The sequence below is a fragment of the Candidatus Tumulicola sp. genome, assembly GCA_035601835.1.
In the GTDB taxonomy this organism is placed as follows: domain Bacteria; phylum Vulcanimicrobiota; class Vulcanimicrobiia; order Eremiobacterales; family Eremiobacteraceae; genus DATNNM01.
This window is the reverse complement of record DATNNM010000015.1, coordinates 129,221-145,274: the sequence shown is the minus strand read 5'-3', so window position 1 is coordinate 145,274 and position 16,054 is coordinate 129,221. Positions and strand designations below refer to the sequence as shown.

Annotated in this window: 16 protein-coding genes; 13 read left to right on the top strand and 3 right to left on the bottom strand. The window is 61.5% G+C overall.

Going from position 1 to position 16,054, the window contains the following annotated elements; all coding sequences use genetic code 11:
• Window positions 1–8 precede the first annotated feature (8 nt).
• The gene (locus VN934_10415) at window positions 9–1,136 is read left to right on the top strand and encodes a cysteine desulfurase family protein (protein ID HXM19202.1); all 1,128 of its coding nucleotides are present in this window, start codon (window positions 9–11) and stop codon (window positions 1,134–1,136) included.
• Between the two features lie 189 nt (window positions 1,137–1,325).
• Here the strand turns inward: VN934_10415 and VN934_10410 are convergent, their stop codons facing one another.
• Complete coding sequence (locus VN934_10410) at window positions 1,326–1,499, bottom strand: hypothetical protein (protein HXM19201.1); 174 nt, start codon at window positions 1,497–1,499, stop codon at window positions 1,326–1,328.
• Between VN934_10410 and VN934_10405 the strand changes: the two genes are divergently transcribed.
• The 4 genes from VN934_10405 (at window position 1,489) to VN934_10390 (ending at window position 5,187) form a co-directional block, all read left to right on the top strand.
• Complete coding sequence (locus VN934_10405; protein HXM19200.1) at window positions 1,489–2,847, top strand: methyltransferase domain-containing protein; 1,359 nt, start codon at window positions 1,489–1,491, stop codon at window positions 2,845–2,847. The genes VN934_10410 and VN934_10405 overlap by 11 nt on opposite strands.
• Before the next feature lie 1,473 nt (window positions 2,848–4,320).
• A complete protein-coding gene (locus VN934_10400) occupies window positions 4,321–4,581 on the top strand; it encodes a hypothetical protein (GenBank protein ID HXM19199.1) in 261 nt (86 codons plus the stop codon).
• 62 nt (window positions 4,582–4,643) lie between these two features.
• The gene (locus VN934_10395; GenBank protein ID HXM19198.1) at window positions 4,644–4,955 is read left to right on the top strand and encodes a DUF6582 domain-containing protein; all 312 of its coding nucleotides are present in this window, start codon (window positions 4,644–4,646) and stop codon (window positions 4,953–4,955) included.
• A gap of 19 nt (window positions 4,956–4,974) precedes the next feature.
• A complete protein-coding gene (locus VN934_10390) occupies window positions 4,975–5,187 on the top strand; it encodes a hypothetical protein (GenBank protein HXM19197.1) in 213 nt (70 codons plus the stop codon).
• Between the two features lie 25 nt (window positions 5,188–5,212).
• Here VN934_10390 and VN934_10385 read toward each other — a convergent pair whose 3' ends face one another.
• Window positions 5,213–7,564 carry a hypothetical protein gene (locus VN934_10385; protein ID HXM19196.1) on the bottom strand — a complete coding sequence of 784 codons (2,352 nt, stop codon included), beginning with the start codon at window positions 7,562–7,564 and terminating at the stop codon, window positions 5,213–5,215.
• Window positions 7,565–7,718: 154 nt separating this feature from the next.
• On the opposite strand from VN934_10385, the gene VN934_10380 reads away from it, so the two are divergent.
• From VN934_10380 to VN934_10345, 8 genes are all read left to right on the top strand, one after another.
• Window positions 7,719–8,372: a hypothetical protein gene (locus VN934_10380; protein HXM19195.1), complete on the top strand. Its 654-nt coding sequence runs from the start codon at window positions 7,719–7,721 to the stop codon at window positions 8,370–8,372.
• 17 nt (window positions 8,373–8,389) lie between these two features.
• Window positions 8,390–9,583, top strand: a complete 1,194-nt coding sequence (locus VN934_10375; protein ID HXM19194.1) for a hypothetical protein — start codon at window positions 8,390–8,392, stop codon at window positions 9,581–9,583.
• Between the two features lie 156 nt (window positions 9,584–9,739).
• Complete coding sequence (locus tag VN934_10370) at window positions 9,740–10,138, top strand: helix-turn-helix domain-containing protein (GenBank protein ID HXM19193.1); 399 nt, start codon at window positions 9,740–9,742, stop codon at window positions 10,136–10,138.
• A gap of 69 nt (window positions 10,139–10,207) precedes the next feature.
• Window positions 10,208–11,080 (top strand): xanthine dehydrogenase family protein subunit M, encoded by an 873-nt coding sequence (locus tag VN934_10365; GenBank protein HXM19192.1) that lies wholly within the window; start codon window positions 10,208–10,210, stop codon window positions 11,078–11,080.
• Window positions 11,081–11,085: 5 nt separating this feature from the next.
• Complete coding sequence (locus tag VN934_10360) at window positions 11,086–11,553, top strand: (2Fe-2S)-binding protein (protein ID HXM19191.1); 468 nt, start codon at window positions 11,086–11,088, stop codon at window positions 11,551–11,553.
• Window positions 11,554–11,618: 65 nt separating this feature from the next.
• A complete protein-coding gene (locus tag VN934_10355) occupies window positions 11,619–13,964 on the top strand; it encodes an aerobic carbon-monoxide dehydrogenase large subunit (protein HXM19190.1) in 2,346 nt (781 codons plus the stop codon).
• 58 nt (window positions 13,965–14,022) lie between these two features.
• Window positions 14,023–14,475, top strand: a complete 453-nt coding sequence (locus tag VN934_10350) for a carbon monoxide dehydrogenase subunit G (GenBank protein ID HXM19189.1) — start codon at window positions 14,023–14,025, stop codon at window positions 14,473–14,475.
• Window positions 14,462–15,454, top strand: coding sequence for an XdhC family protein (locus VN934_10345; GenBank protein HXM19188.1), 993 nt, complete (start codon window positions 14,462–14,464; stop codon window positions 15,452–15,454). The genes VN934_10350 and VN934_10345 overlap by 14 nt, the downstream gene beginning before the upstream one ends.
• A 44-nt stretch (window positions 15,455–15,498) precedes the next feature.
• Here VN934_10345 and VN934_10340 read toward each other — a convergent pair whose 3' ends face one another.
• The gene (locus VN934_10340; protein HXM19187.1) at window positions 15,499–16,029 is read right to left on the bottom strand and encodes a hypothetical protein; all 531 of its coding nucleotides are present in this window, start codon (window positions 16,027–16,029) and stop codon (window positions 15,499–15,501) included.
• Window positions 16,030–16,054: the final 25 nt, after the last annotated feature.

Here is a 16,054-nt window from a genome sequence, read left to right as displayed (position 1 = left end):
GGAATCGTATGATTTATCTAGACTACGCCGCTACAACGCCGTGCCGACAAGAAGTCCTTGAAGCGATGCTGCCTTATTTCGCCACCGACTTTGGTAACGCGGCCTCTATTGACCACGCAATGGGAAGTCGCGCGAGAAAGGCGGTCGAACGAGCGCGCGAGCAGGTAGCGCTTCTGGTCGGAGCCGCGCCCGAAGAAGTCATCTTCACAAGCGGATCCACTGAGTCAAACAACCTCGTGCTCAACAATGAGCTTCCGGTAATAACCTCCGCGATCGAGCATCCATCAATTCTAGACCCGGTTCTCAAGAGTCGCGGCGAGCTACCCTCGCGGATTCTGCCTGTGTCAAGCGAAGGTGTACTAGGAGAGGGTGATCTAGAGAGGGCGCTCGAGGAGGCCGCTCGACCCTTGCTTGTTACGATTATGTTTGTGAATAACGAGCTGGGCACGGTGCAAGAAATTCGTCGGCTCGGGTCATTGACGCATCGTTGCGGTTCGTTCTTTCATTCAGATATCACGCAAGCGATGCTTACCCAAGAAGTTTCAATGAAGACAGATGATGTAGACGCGGTGTCGTTATCGGCCCACAAGATTTATGGGCCAAAGGGCGTTGGTGCACTGGTCTCCCGGTCCGGTCTTCGACGGATAATACGACCTCGCCAGTTTGGGGGCGGACACGAGCGGGGGCTCCGCTCGGGTACCCTCAACGTACCTGGAATCGTGGGCTTCGGCGAGGCTGCGAGACTCGTGCGCGGAGAACGAGATAGTAACCGGTCCCACGTCGTCGGAGTACGCACGGCTTTTACGACGGCTCTTAAGCGCGCGTTCGAAGGCGAGCTGGTAATCAACGGATCAGTCGATGTTAGCCCGCACATTTGCTCGATTCAATTGAAAGGGGTAAACAACCGGGCCTTGTTACAAGCAACCGCGAAGGAACTTTGCTTTTCGCTTGGCTCCGCGTGTGCCACTAACAAATCCGAGCCATCGCACGTGCTCCTAGCTATCGGAAAAACCAAAGCCGAGGCAAACGAGACGATCAGAATAAGCTTTGGTTTGAACTCACAGGCGGAAGAGAGCACGCTCGCCGCGGTATTGATTGCGGATAAGGCGAATTCGCTCCTGAGCTTGGCCGCCTAGCCTGCCTAATGGGCACCGCGGCATCGATCAGCCCTCTTGGCATCTACTTCGTATTTGCGGGGAAATGGGTGCCTTGCCCATGGACTCGTCAAGAGCCAGGAAACATCAAATCGTTGACTCAACGACCACGGGTCGCTGGATCGTCGAGGAACCACCGGACCAAACCATTTCAGCGCTTAGCCGCTTTCTTTAGATGACGCTGCCTTGGAGGGTGGCCCCCATTTGCTGGGTTGCGCTGTTGTTTTCGGCGACGAGCGCCACAGCCACATTTATCTCGACGCCGGCCAGCGTTGCGACCCCGCAACCCCCTCCAGCGAGCCTGCCGGCCGCCCAAGTGTACGCGCCATACGCCGTGGCGCTCATTGCTTTGCTGGGTGGGTTGCTGGGCGCCTTTCTAAACGCGCTCTACAACCTTCTTCGAGGTCAAATGGATGCTCGTTACGCCTACGCATCCGAAATATTGAAGTTCCGCTTACGACAAATCGAGGATTTCTACGCGCCAGCCCATTTGTACGTTGAACAAAGCCGAGTCGTCTATAAGAAGTTCATGTGGACGCTCGAACGCGAAAAACCGAGTATACCGCTAGAGGAGTTTCGACTGCTCGATCACATCTATGCATTTCAAAACGATTCGCAGCTCAAGCCGATCATTGATCAAATTCTCGCGATCGGAACAAAACTTACCCAGCTGATCTCCGAACAATCAGGGCTCATTGAGGGTGGTGTCAACTCCACTTTTATCGATTACCAGGGCCATTTCGCCATTCTAGACGTGGCAAGCAAGCAAGATCTTACCAGCGACCAAAAAGACGGGTGGCAAGAATTCGGCTATTACCCGCGGCTGCTAAATCGGGAAATTCATGAGGGCTACAAACTAGTGCTGCGGCACCTCGAGAACTATGCCAACGCGGGTGATCGGATAATCGCACAGTTGTTGCGCCAGAAACCCGTTGAACTTGGGAAGTATCGCCGTCAGCTTCTTGAGAACCTCCGCTATTATGAAAGCCATGCCAAGGAGTATGCAGACAAGTTCGATACCTTCAATCTCTCGAATGTTATGGACCGTTTTGTCGCCGAGATTGGACGCACGCGCGACCCTCGACCGTCTGAGGATGCAGCTGACCCCGCGATAAAGATTCTTGATGCGGGCTGCGGAACTGGTCGAGATACACTTGCGTTTGTGGAGAAGGGATATGCAGTCACAGCTATCGATGCTTCTCCGGCGATGCTGCGAGAGTGTAGGGAGAAACTCAAGGCAGCAGTTGACAACCCCAGAAGTGCTGCAATGCGGGCGGCGGCGGTGGCTAGTGAGTGTGTGGAAATGACATTTGATGAAGCGCGATTCCGGAACGAGTTCGATGGCGTTTGGGCCGCGGCATCACTCCTACATCTTCCCGTTCGACAAATGGAAGAGGACGTGCCAAGGCTGATTCAAGCCCTGAAGCCAAACGGAGTTTGTTTTATGTCTTTCAAGTACGGCTCCGGTGAACGAGAATTCGATGCGCGATTCTACAGCTATCTTAACAAGGCGAAAGTTCGCAAGCTCCTGAAGCCAATTCGGGGTGCGGAAATAGTGGAGATGTGGCTTTCCGACGCGGCAGGTAAAGATCTATCGCCTCGAGCCGAAGGGTGGGCGTCGATCCTCGCGGATTTTGGCCGCTACGAGCGGAGTTATTGGTTAAATATCCTGGTGAGAAAAGGAAGCGCTTGACCATTAGTACTTGAGGAGAATAAGCGCATCATTTTCCTTGTAAAGCAAGATGCGAAGGATGTACGGTCTGGCCCTTCCCGAGCCGTGAAGGAGATCGCAAGGTAGGTTAGCGGTTCTCCTCGAGATGAGCCTCTCATCAAGCGCCAGCCGGCTGGATTGACGGAATCTGGGCGAACCTTTATCACGCCACGGGCTCCGAGCGACTCTCGGGTGCGGAATCAAGCTTGAACCTGCTCCGGATCACTCGGAAGAAGGCAGCTTCCGGAACCCAGGCGCGGAGCCACAGCACGAGACCGGCGTTTCCAACCGGATTGCGAAAGCGCGGTCTCTTGGACTCGAGGACGCCGAGCGGCTCCAGCCCCCGTGAGAGCGGAAGAAGGGCGGCAGCCGCAGGTCCGGTGCCGCTCGCCTGTGTTGCAAGCCTAACCTGAAACTGGCTATAATGAGTGTTGACAGGTCCGCGCCGGAACCATCCCCGTGGGTGGTTCTTTTCTTTCATTGCGGCAGATGCTATGATTCGGGTTGACGGGCCGCCCAGGGCACCATCCTCACGGATGGTGTTTTCTTTTCCCGCGCAAACGACTGAATACGCTCCGTGTGCGCTTGACGAAGAGTCGGCCTGTCGTGACTCACGGGGCATGCCGCCAAAGAACCGCGACACTCTCAGGCGAAGTCGGTGCTCGGTGTGCGGCGGCACTCGCGCTATGGTCAATTTGTGGGTGACAGCAAACTTCGACAGATTCATCGGCTTAGACCCGTATGTAGCGTTCCGAGCGAAGCTCGGAGATCGAACAGACCTTGTCGATCGTCTTGCCGCGCGTGACGGTAGCGTTGGTTGGGGGCACTCCCTGGTGGGAGGGCGAGTATGATAAACCGCGCCCGGCGGGTTCGATTCCCGCTGCCTCCAGCCCGGGCTGAAACGCCCGCGAGGGGGCGGCGCGGCCGGACTCGGCCCCCGAGTTGAAATCCATCACCGAATGTGGTACATTGTGGGCGCGCGGTTTATCAGACTCGCCAAGACCATCGCTCAGCGGTGGTCTTGCCTTATTCTGGGCGGACCCTTCGAGTCGCGCCTTTCGGGTTCAACTCCCGACGTCTCCAGCTCCGCGCAAGCGGATGGAGCGGTGGCGCGGGTCCGACGCTGCTCCTATTGCATTTCTTGCAGAGAATCGATAGAATACAGACAATTTGAAGGGTTCGCCTGGGCACCATCCTCGCGGATGGTGTTTTTTTGTGGCGTCGCATGCCTTGACGGAGCGTAGTGTGGTCGTGATTATCGTGCATGCCGCCAAAGAACCGCGACATCCGAAGGCGATTGGCACAGGATGGCTGGCACATTGCCCGCCAGCGGGGAAGCCATGAAATATGGAAGCACCCAGTCAAGGGAAACACGGTGGTTGCCGGTCACGACAATGAGGAGCCGCCGGCTGGGACGCTGAAGGCGATTCTGCGAGCGATGGGAAGAGATAGAATATGATCGAGCATCGGGGCTACAAGATCAGCATAGAGAAGACGCGCACGGGATACGGGGCTGTCATTACCCCCGAAGTGGCGGTGTGCGTGACCGGCAAGACAAAGGCCGAGACGACCCGGCTGGCCCGCGAAGGAATCGATCTTTGGATCGAATTCGCCCCGATGACCTTCGAAGAGGCAATGGCTGGGGCGCCGATGACCGAAAGGCGCCGGTTTGCAGCAAACCGCACCAAGCGAAAAATCGTCCGCGCTGCTCGGTAACGGTCCTCGCCGGTCTCTCCTCTGACCCTTGACGCGCGTCCCCAAGAGCGTGATAAGGGGTTATGAACATCCACCCGACCTGGCTGCCCTTTCAAGGCCCGGCGAACACGCCGCGCCGCGACCTGCCCGATTCGGCCTTTGCCTTTCCGGCAGTGCGCGCCGAACCGCTTACGGATGAGGCGCACGTGCGCAGCGCGGTGGCCAGATTCGATCAAGTCGGGCGCGTCACCGATCACGAGCGCGACGTCGCCTTCGCGAACATCCGCGCCGCGGCCGACTACTACGGGGTGACGCTACGAGAGAACGATTGGCGCGAGATCGGCCCGCAGCCCAATGGCGCCAAGAGGTCGAACATAGAGGTTCTTAACGAATAGCCTGGTAGTCCCCAGGACTATGGCCAAGAAGCTCGTCGTGGCTTTCCGAAAAGGGTCGTTCCACTCGGCCGCAATCGCCAACAAACGCCTCGCGCGATTGCTGCTCGAATCCAAAGACACGCTGCTCGAGATCCGTCTGCGGCCCGCCCAACTTCACGAACTTCGAGTTGCGGTCGACCTCACCGACGACGGCGTGCGCCCGCGCAAGCGTCGCACCAATCGCAAGAAGTAGCGGGTAGGCGGCTCCAGCCGCCCCGTCAGATAACCGGCAGAGGGAACGGCGGCGGAATCGGTGGTGGTGGGGGCGGAAGGGCAGGGGGCTCCCACGCCCCGTTGGGGCATTTTATCACGCGAGTTGAAAGGGTGAGCGCACCAGCCAGGAAAATCGCCGGCTCGCCGATCCACTTCTTCGAAACCCAATCCCATCGGTAAGCCATCGCGATGAGGAAAGTAATCGCCGTGAGCCATTTGTAGGTGTAGCAGTACGCTCGGTAGAGAGCCATTGCGTACCGCCGGATCGTTGAGACCTGCTGCACCGCCTGTCCGGTCTGGATGGTGGTTTCGGCGGCATCGTGGCCGCCGGTCTCAAACTCATCGGTGAAAAAACCGTTCTGCGGATTGACGTTCCACCAGCCAAGCACGTCGGCGTTGCCGACGCGGACCGAACGTTCAGGGGCGATCACTGCATTGCCGTCTTGCAGACTTGAGGCGATACGCGCCTTCGCTTCATCGGATGCCTGCAGCGCGTCGGCGGGATGAGCTGAAGCAGGGTCAAGCTTGGTGATGTGCACGTTGCCGATCTGCGCTACGTCGAAAACCGACTTTACATCGACCATTGCGCTGGCAGCAGTGGTGGAATCGGCCGAACCAAGCGCGATCTGCGGCGCGATGAACAAAAATCGTTCCGCCTCCAAGGCAGCCGCGCCCCAGAGCGCACCGACCGGCGTATCCGCCGTCGGCGCTTGCTTGCCGGGCAATGCCCCGACCTGCTCGTCCAAGCGGTCGATGGTCGAGACGATATCCGAGCCGTCGTCGGCCGCGCCGAATTGCTCCATCAGAAGGCTGACGCTCGGGCCCGTTACGGCGATCCGCGGTCCTTGCGGCCCGAATTCGCGCGCGAGGAGCGCCTGACGGAGGCCGTAGTACGAATGATGATATGTGCCAACGAGTGAGAGCGCTTGGAGTGGATCGGCACGATCGAGCGATGGCGCCGCATCTGGGGCGTCAGGCGCCTCCCCAACCCACAGCGCGATGTTCCAGGCCTTATCGAGGGAAGCGTACTCGCCGTTTTTGGCCTCGAGGGCGGTGAGGGCCGCATCCTGCGCCTTTCCATGAAGCCGCGCCGCGAATCCGACGCGATCGAAAACCGGGCGCTCAATCGTGCGCGTCGCGCCTTTCGGAGCGGCGACATCGATGTCCAACCAAACGCCGGTGATCTCCGCGCCGGTCGTCGTGGTCGCCGTCGTCGCCGCTGCGCTTGGCCCCGGCGTGGCGTTACCTTGCAACTTGTTCCCGAACAGGTCGAGTGCGCCCGCATTACCGCCTGAGCTTGCGGGTTGAGGAGGCGCAGGCAACGTCAAGGGCGAGCCTTTGATGAAATTGTCGTCGACGATCAGAATGGGCGTGTATCGCTTGCTCCCCGCAGGCGGCGACGACGAGGCGTCTTTCACCCAGGCCTCGAGGTTGAACGGCTCGGCGAAAAGCATCGTGACGCTCGATCCCACGAGGCTCGCGGTGCGCCAGCTGCCCGACAACAGGACTTGGCTAGCCACATGTCCCTGCTCGCGCTGCTCCGCCCGCACGCGCACGGAGACGTGGTGATACATCTGTTCCGGCAACTCTGTCGCGGTGCGTTCGGCAGAACAGCGGGCGCTGCCGGCCGCGTCGAGCGTAGCATCGTAGTCGATCCATCGAGCGTTCTCAAGACGCTGGAGCCATACGTGCTGCTGCGACCATTTGGCGAGCTGCGCGGGCGTCACGAACGGCGATGGGCTCGATGCTCCTCCCTGACTAGCTAACGCCGCCAGCGACGCGGCTTCGGTCTTGACCGATTCGGCCAACGAACTCCAGGCGCTCACGAGTTGTTCCGCTTGTTTCTGCGCTGCCGGATCAATATCTCCCGGCGGCACTTGGCCGGCGGCCTGAGGCGCAGGTGTCGGCGGGCTAGGAACGGCGGCCAGCGCTTTGGAGCTTAACTGACTCGCTTGCTCGTCCGAAAGAGTGCAAAAGGCAAAACGCAGCTCGGCTTTGGGATTCGCGACTCGCAGAAAGTCGTACAGCAGCAACGTCTTATCCGCCGCATTGCCCCCTCCGGCGAGCAGCGCGCCCCGCGATCCGCGCAGAGCGCCGGGATAGCCCTCGTAACTCAAAGACTTGCCGACGAAAACGAAAAGCTTGGTGGGATCTGCGCCAAGCTCGGCGACCTTCGCTTTCAGTGCTTCCCGATAGCGAAGAGCGGCGGAGCTAGAGTCGGAATGATCGGGTCGTATTTCGCCTGCGGGACCTGATGCGGTCTTGGGCGAGCTCGCGCACGCGTTGAAGGCCAGCGAACATGCGAGCAACCAAACCACCGCGATTTTGGGCAGAATAAGGAAACGACGCTGCTTCATGAACCGCACCTCGAGGAGCGCTCTTTTCCGTCAATGTAGCAACGGACCTTTAGGTCCATCAAGTAGCAACGGAGCTTTAGGTCCGTTCGTCAGCAGGAGAGCACATCGATACCGACCGAATCGGTCCCGCGTGATCCGACATTGCTTTGCAACAATGCTTTGCACGCTTTTCATTCTTGCGTTACCCGCCGGCGTACGCGCTGCCCCCACACCAACGCCGATGCCCACCATCGGCCCCGAGGCGCTGCAAGATCTCGAGATGGGACTCGCCTATCTGCACGGCAGGTTCGGGTTTCCGCGCGACACCTCAAAAGCGGCACCGCTCTTGGAAACGGCGGCGCTCAACCTGGCGCTTGAGGCGCAGCTGGACATCGCCCGACTCTACGAACTCGGTGACGGCGTGCCGCAAAACAATAGACGCGCGATCCTCTGGTACGCGGCCGCATCGATCCAAGGCGACCTCTTCGCCAAAGCCGCCGCCGATCGCGGGCAACCGAACTGGGGCAAATGGTACACGCCGTGGACGAAGCTCGCCGGTTTGCAGGAAGCGCTTGACTGCAATTCCAGCAACAACACGTGGTTCACAAAATTCCGCAACGACTACCCGAAGAAGATATTTTTCGATTACTATTTGACCAACGTCGGCGAGAAGCCTGATTACACGCGGCGCTATCGGCTCGCCCTGGAACCGGGCGCACAGTGGATCGCTCCCACGACCTTCACGCTCACCACAGCGTGCGGCAAAGACATCTCGATGTGGATCGACAGCGTGCGCTTCGGTCAAGACGAGGGCCCATGGTTCCAATGAAAAAAAGGCACTGTGGTATGCCGGACTTTAGTCCGGCCCGTCGTTCTGGTCTCGCACTCGCCCTCGCGCTGTTGTGCCTGAGCGCCATCGCCTCCCTCATCCTCACAGCGCGAGCGGACGAACAGGCCGCCACGAGCCTCCCGTCGTCGCTCATCATCGGTCCCGACGGCAACATCTGGTTCACGGAACTCACCAGCTCGCGGATCGCGCGCTTGACAACGTCGGGCACCTTCCTGGAATTCCTCACGCCGACCCCGCACGCGCAGCCGTCATCCGTAACGATAGGGGCAGACGGCAATCTCTGGTTCAGCGAGCAGTCCGGCAACGCCATCGGGCGCGTCACGCCGACCGGGCATATCCGCGAATTCCGTCTTCCGATCAAGAGCACCAATGCCGACATGGTCATGCTCGGTCCCGACAAGCGCGTTTGGTTCGTTTCATCCGGGCCGTACTGGCACTTGAGTGGAACGCACCCAAGCCACATCTGGGGCGTCGTCGACACCTCCGGTAGCGTGAGAGAAATCCCAAGCACGTCAAAAAAGGGCGTCCCGACCAACATCATGGTCGGGCCGGACGGCAACGTGTGGTTCGACGAACCGTCGACCGGAAGTCTGATGCGCGTGTCGCCTACTCTGGCCGTGCGTGCGATCAAGATTCCGGCACTCCTGAACGTCGCGACGAACATCCTGATCGGGCCCGACGGCAATCTCTGGGTGCATGGCGAGAACAGCATCATCCGCGTGACACTGGATGGGATCGCTACCAAATTCGCGGTTCCCACGGCCAGCAGCCAACCGCGCAATCTGATCGTAGGGCCTGACGGAAACATCTGGTTCATAGAACGGCGCGGCAACAAGATCGCGCGCATGACCCCGCAGGGCGGTCACATCGTCGAATTCACGCTGATGAGCCCCCAAAGCGATCCTGGAGATTTGATGGTCGGTCCCGACAAGCGCTTGTGGTTCACCGAGGGCACGGGCAACCGCATCGGTCGGGTATCGCTGGACGGCGAGATCAGCGAATTCGTAGTGCCGGCCGCCGGCAGCTATCCGCGGGAACTCCTCACCGGGCCCGACGGCAATCTTTGGTTCACCGAACCGCAGAGCAATCGCATCGGGCGCATCACCCCCGCCGGCGACATCACGGAATTCCCGATACCCTCTCGCGTCGACACGCGCCTAGAGCACACCCCACCGCCCAAGATCCACTAACCCGAGCGACCTAATGTAGCGTCCCGAGCGACCTAATGTAGCGACCCGAGCGAAGCTCGGGTGTAGTGCCGGGGCTTTAGCCCCGGATGTGCTGCGCTGGAACCTAGGCCGATTGACCTCAAGGCGTTCTCAATACGATAAAGGAAAATGGAAACGATGAACAGTGCGGTCCTGGAGGCCTACGGTGCGCTTCTCAACGAGCGACGTCCGCGCGTGATCAGAAGTGAAAAAGAGAACGAGGCGGCGCTCGCCGAGGTGCGGGCGCTGCTCGCCGCTCGCGCGCGAACGCCCGCGATCGAGGAATATCTCGATCTGCTTGCGGCGTTGATCGAGAAATATGAGGAAGAGCATTACCAGATGCCGCAGGCGGCGACGCCTGCCGACATCCTGCGCGAACTGATGTTGGAACGTGGCATGACCGTCACCGAGCTTGGCGCTCTCATCAAGTCAAAGGGAACGGCCAGTCAAATGCTCTCGGGCCGGCGAAAAATAAGCGTGAAAGCCGCAAAGCGCTTCGCAGAGTTCTTTAAAGTGCCCGTCTCGCTGTTTCTCTAAGGATAGCAGGCCAAAGCCGCCCTGGCGGGCAAATCCTCCGGCCCTCACGCCCCAAACGGAAGGCCGAAGATGTTCCCTGCAGCGTTCGAATACGTGCGTGCCGGCGAACTCCGCGAGGCTTTTGACGCGCTCAGCAAATACGGCGGGGACGCACGGGTCCTGGCCGGCGGTCAAAGCCTCATCCCGGCGATGCGCTACCGGCTCGCCCAGCCGGTTGCCCTCATCGACATCAACCCCATCAAGTCGCTTGCCTACTTGAAAGAAGAGGGCGGCATGCTCAAGATCGGCGCGCTCACCCGACACGCCGACATCGAGTTCTCCCCGCTCATCCTCGACAAGTACGCGCTCATGGCCGACGTCGCGCGCGTCGTGGCCGACCCGATCGTGCGCAACCGCGGCACGCTCGTCGGCTCGATCGCGCACAACGACCCTGCGGGCGATTGGTGCGCGGCCGCGCTTGCCGCCCGCGCGAGCGTCGTGGTCACGGGCAACAAGGGCTCTCGCACGATTCCGATCGACGAATTCATCGTGGACAGCTTCACCACCGCGTTGCAGCAAGGCGAGATCGCAACCGAAGTCCAGTGGCCCGTGCCCGAAGCCGGCGCGAAGGGCGCGTACATCAAGATCGAACGCAAAGTGGGCGACTTTGCGACCGCCGCCGTCGCCGTCAAAGTCGTGCTCGACGACAAGGGCGCGTGCAAGAGCGCGGGGATAGGTTTGTGCGCGGTCGGGCCGACCGCCCTGCGCGCGTCGGACGCCGAAAAGCTGCTCACCGGCAAGCAGCTCAGCGACGACGCCATCCGCGCGGCCGCCGAATCCGCCGCGAAGGCGTGCGATCCGATCGCCGACACCCGCGGCGGCGTCGACTACAAACGCGATCTCATCCGCGTGCTGGTCGGCCGCGCGCTGACCACCGCCCGCGACCGCAAAAAGAAAGTGTGACGCCCATGAGTCACAAGGTTCGCATCAACGTCAACGGCGCCGAAGAGAGCGGCGAGGTCGAGTCGCGCACCGTGCTGGCCTACTTCCTGCGCGATCGCGGCTACACCGGCGTGCACATCGGCTGCGACTCGACCAGTTGCGGCGCGTGCACCGTGCTCGTCGACGGCGTGCCCGTGAAATCGTGCACGATGCTGGCCGTCCAAGCCGACGCCAGCAAGGTCGAGACGGTCGAAGGGCTCGTGCAAGGCGGCAAGCTGCACGCGCTGCAGCAAGCGTTTCACGATCAGCACGGGCTGCAGTGCGGCTACTGCACGCCCGGCATGATCATGTCGTCGATCGCGCTGCTCAAACGCATTCCCAATCCGAGCGAAGCCGAGATCCGCCAAGGGCTATCGGGCAACCTCTGCCGCTGCACCGGCTATCAGAACATCGTCAAGGCCGTGCAGCAAGCCGCCACCGCCATGAAAGCGTAAATGTAGCGTTCCGAGCGAAGCTCGGATGTAGTGCCGGGGCTTTAGCCCCGGAGGGGATTCTTGAAATGGCCAACACACCACCGCCCAGCGTCATGGGCCAGCCGGTCCCGCGCAAAGAAGATTCGCGCTTCATCCAAGGCCGCGGCCGCTACCTCGACGACATCGTGCTGCCCAAGATGCTCTACATGGCGCTCGTGCGCAGTCCGTACGGCCACGCGAAGGTCAAGAGCATCAACACGGCGCCCGCGCTCAAGGTCCCCGGCGTCAAGGCCGTGATCACGGGCGACGACCTCGCGAAGGCAGGTCTGGATTGGATGCCCACGCTGGCCGGCGACAAGCAGATGGTGCTCGCGCGCGGCAAGGTGCTCTTCCAATACCAAGAGGTCGCGGCGGTCGTCGCCGATTCGCGCGAAGCCGCCGCAGACGGCGTCGCCGCGGTCGAGGTCGACTACGAGCCGCTCAAGGCCATCGTCGACCCGTACCAGTCGATGGCCAAGGACGCGGCGATTTTGCGCGAGGACCGTGAGAAGAAGACCAACCTAATCTGGCATTGGGAAGTCGGCGACAAGGCGGGCACGGAAAGCGCGATTGATAAATCGCAAGTCAAGATCAAAGAGCTGATCCGCTTCCCGCGCTGCCACCCCTCGCCGCTGGAACCCTGCGGCTGCATCGCGGACATGAACGTCGGCACCGGCCGGCTTACCTTCTACGTCACCTCGCAGGCGCCGCACGCGCACCGCACCGTGATCTCGCTGGTCTCCAAAGTGCCGGAGAGCAACATCCGCGTCATCTCACCCGATGTCGGCGGCGGCTTCGGCAACAAGGTGCCGGTCTATCCGGGCTACGTGTGCGCGATCGTCGCCTCGCTGACGCTGGGCGTGCCGATCAAATGGGTCGAAACCCGCACCGAAAACCTCGCCAGCACCCATTTCGCGCGCGACTACTATATGGAAGCGCAGATCGGCGCCACCAAAGAGGGCAAACTCACCGCCCTCAAGGTGAGCACGCTTGCGGACCACGGCGCCTTCGACGGCGCTGCAGATCCGACGAAATTTCCGGCCGGACTCTTCAGCATCTGCACCGGCTCGTACGATTTCCCCATCGCCTTCACCGAAGTGGACGGCTACTACACCAACAAGCCGCCGGGAGGCATCGCATACCGCTGTTCGTTCCGCGTGACCGAAGCCTCGTACGTGATCGAGCGCGCGATGGACATCCTGGCCGACGAACTCAAGATGGATCCGGTCGAACTGCGCCGCAAGAACCTCATCCCGAAGGAGAAATTCCCCTACAAGTCCGCGCTCGGCTGGACCTACGACAGCGGTGACTATCAAGCCACGCTCGACAAAGCGCTCAAGACGATCGGCTACGACCAATTGCTCAAGGAGCAAGCTGAGGCGCGCAAGCGCGGCGAGCTCTTCGGCATCGGCGTCTCCACGTTCACGGAGATCGTGGGCGCGGGTCCGAACAACCAGTTCGACATCCTCGGCCTGAAGATGTTCGACAGCGCCGAGATCCGCGTGCACCCGACCGGCAGCGCTATCGTGCGCACCGGCACGCGACATCAAGGCCAAGGCCACGAGACGACCTGGGCGCAGATCGTCGCCGAAGAACTCGGCCTCGACGTGAACAATGTGCTGGTCGAAGAAGGCGATACGGACACCGCGCCCTACGGCCTCGGCACGTACGCGAGCCGCAGCACGCCGGTGGCCGGGGCCGCGATCGCGATGGCATCGCGCAAGATCCGCGAGAAGGCGAAGTTGATCGCGGCGCACCTGCTCGAGGCCAATCCCGCCGACCTTGAATGGGTGGACCGGCAGTTCCGCGTGAAGGGCACCGAAAACGCCGTCACCATGGCGCAGATCGCGTTCGCAGCGTATACTAACCTGCCCGACGATATCGAACCCGGCCTTGAAGGCACAAACTACTACAACCCGCCGAACTTGACGTTCCCCAACGGCGCGTACATCTGCGCCCTCACGATTGACAAAGGCACGGGCGAGCCGCACGTGAAGCGTTTCGTCGCCATCGACGACTGCGGCACGGTCATCAACCCGATGATCGTCGACGGCCAGATCCACGGCGGTCTGACCGAGGGCTTCGCTATCGCGTTCATGCAAGAACTCGCGTACGATGAAGAAGGCAACTGCCGCCAGACCAACTTCACCGAGTATCTCGTGCCGACGGCGCTGGAGACGCCGCACTGGGAGACGGGCCGAACGGTCACGCCGTCGCCGCACCATCCGATCGGCGCGAAGGGCGTGGGCGAGTCGCCCAACGTCGGCTCGCCGGCGGCATTCGTCAACGCGGTGGTGGACGCGCTCTCGCCGCACGGCGTGCGCCACATCGACATGCCGATGACGCGCGACAAAGTGTGGCGCGCGATGCGCGACCACGGCATCACCGCATGAAACAAAGGAAGCTCGCATGTAGTGCCGGGGCTTTAGCCCCGGACGTACTGAACACACGATGAAACTCCACTACGAAGGCCACGAACAGATCACGGCGCCCTACCAAACGGTCTTCGACTTCATGAACTCACCGGAGAAAGTGGCGGCATGCCTGCCGGACGTGATCTCCACCGAGATCGCCGACCCACATCACTTCACCTCGGTCGTTCGTGTGGGCGTCGGTCCGGTGAAGGGCAAGTTCACGTTCCAAGTCGCACTCGAGCCGAAGCCCGAGCAGAAGGTCGTCGACGTCACCATCCACGGCGGCGGCATGGGCAGCGTCGTGGACCTCACCGCGCACGCCACCATGAATGCCGATGGCGCCGGCACCACCCTCGACTGGACCGGCGAAGCGACGGTGAGCGGACCCGTCGCCACGATCGGCGGCCGCATCCTCGACGCGCAAGCCAAACGCATCATCACGCACGTGTTCACGCGCGTGCGCGAAACGCTCTCCAGTGGCCAGGCCTGAGTTCCTCCAACGCCTCGCGGCGCTAGCCCGCGAGGGCGTGCCCTTCGCCGTCGCGTCGGTGGTGGCTCGCAAGGCGCCGTCCTCCTCGCATCTTGGCGACGCGGCCATCGTGTTCGAAGACGGCCGCATCGAAGGCTACATCGGCGGCGGCTGTTCCACCGAGGTGCTGCGCGTCCAAGGGCTGGCCGCGCTGCGCAACGGCGAACCGCGACTCGTGCGCATCTCTCCGGATACCATTGCCGATCTGCCGGGCTACCCCGAACCAGAAGACACAGGGCCAGATCACTACGTGCGCGTCAGCATGACGTGCGCGAGCCAAGGAGCGCTTGATCTTTACGTGGAGCCGTATGTGAGAAATCCGATGTTGGTCGTGATCGGCGCCATGCCGATCGCCGACGCCCTCGCCGAACTCGGCGCCCCGCTGGGCTTCGACGTACTGTCGGTCCGCCAGGCCTCCGAGCCGGTCTCAACCGCCGCGCGTTCCATCAAGACCATTCCGGTGGAGAGACTGGCCGAGACTTTGCAAGCGCAAGCGCCGGCATTTCGCAAAGCGCAACTCTTCGGCGTGTGCGCATCGATGGGTGAATACGACGACATCGGACTCGACGCGTTGCTGCGCGCGCAAGCGACATACATCGCCCTCGTCGCCAGCCGGCAGCGCAGCGTCGCCGTGCAGGAGGCGCTGCGCGAGCGCGGTTGGACGAACGAGCATCTCGCAGCGATACGAAATCCTGCAGGCCTCGACATCAATGCGAAGACGCCGCACGAAGTTGCCCTGTCGATCCTCGCCGAGATCGTGGCGCTGCGGCGCTCGAGCAAACCGGTGGCCGATGCCGAGCCAGAGGAAGCGATCGACCCGATCTGCGGCATGACGGTCGCGATCGCGGGAGCGAAAGAGACGGCGCTGGTCGGCGACCAGATTTACTATTTCTGCTCGGCCCGCTGCAAGCGAACGTTCTTGGAGAAGTCCCTCGCATGACCTATGTAGTGCCGGGGCTTTAGCCCCGGATACTAGCGCTCGCCCTACGTGCAGACCCAGCTGATGGTACCGACGGTGACGGAATTGCCGTTCAAGCGGAAATTCTCAAGAGTCGCAAATCCCTCCAACCCATGATTCCTGATGGTCACGGTGATCGAGCTGTCCTTCGCGGGCGCGAGCGTGCCTTGCGCCAGGCTTATCGAAAACGTCGGGTTTGGCGACATCAGCTTGCTCGAGTCGCTGTAGGTACCGTCCGCGCCGGCGTAGTCGGGGAGCCGTATGCTGCCGCTCCTAATCTGCGCATTCTGTCCGAAAGAAAGCGTGAAGCCGCTGTGCGGGCCCGTGCCGGCGGCTGCAGCCGAGCACTCGGGCTTAAACGCGACATCGAGGTCGGGACTGAAGTTGATTCTTCCGAACGGCGCCGTCGGCGACGGCGCCGGCGTCGCCATCGCCGCCTGCGTCGAGCTTGCCTGAGGCGCCTCCGTCGCAACCGTTGTCGTCGTCGACGACTTCTTCGCGCACCCGCTCATGGAAAACACGAACGCGCACAGCATGACCGCAATGACGTACCGCATGCTGCCGCGCCTTCGGTGGCCTATT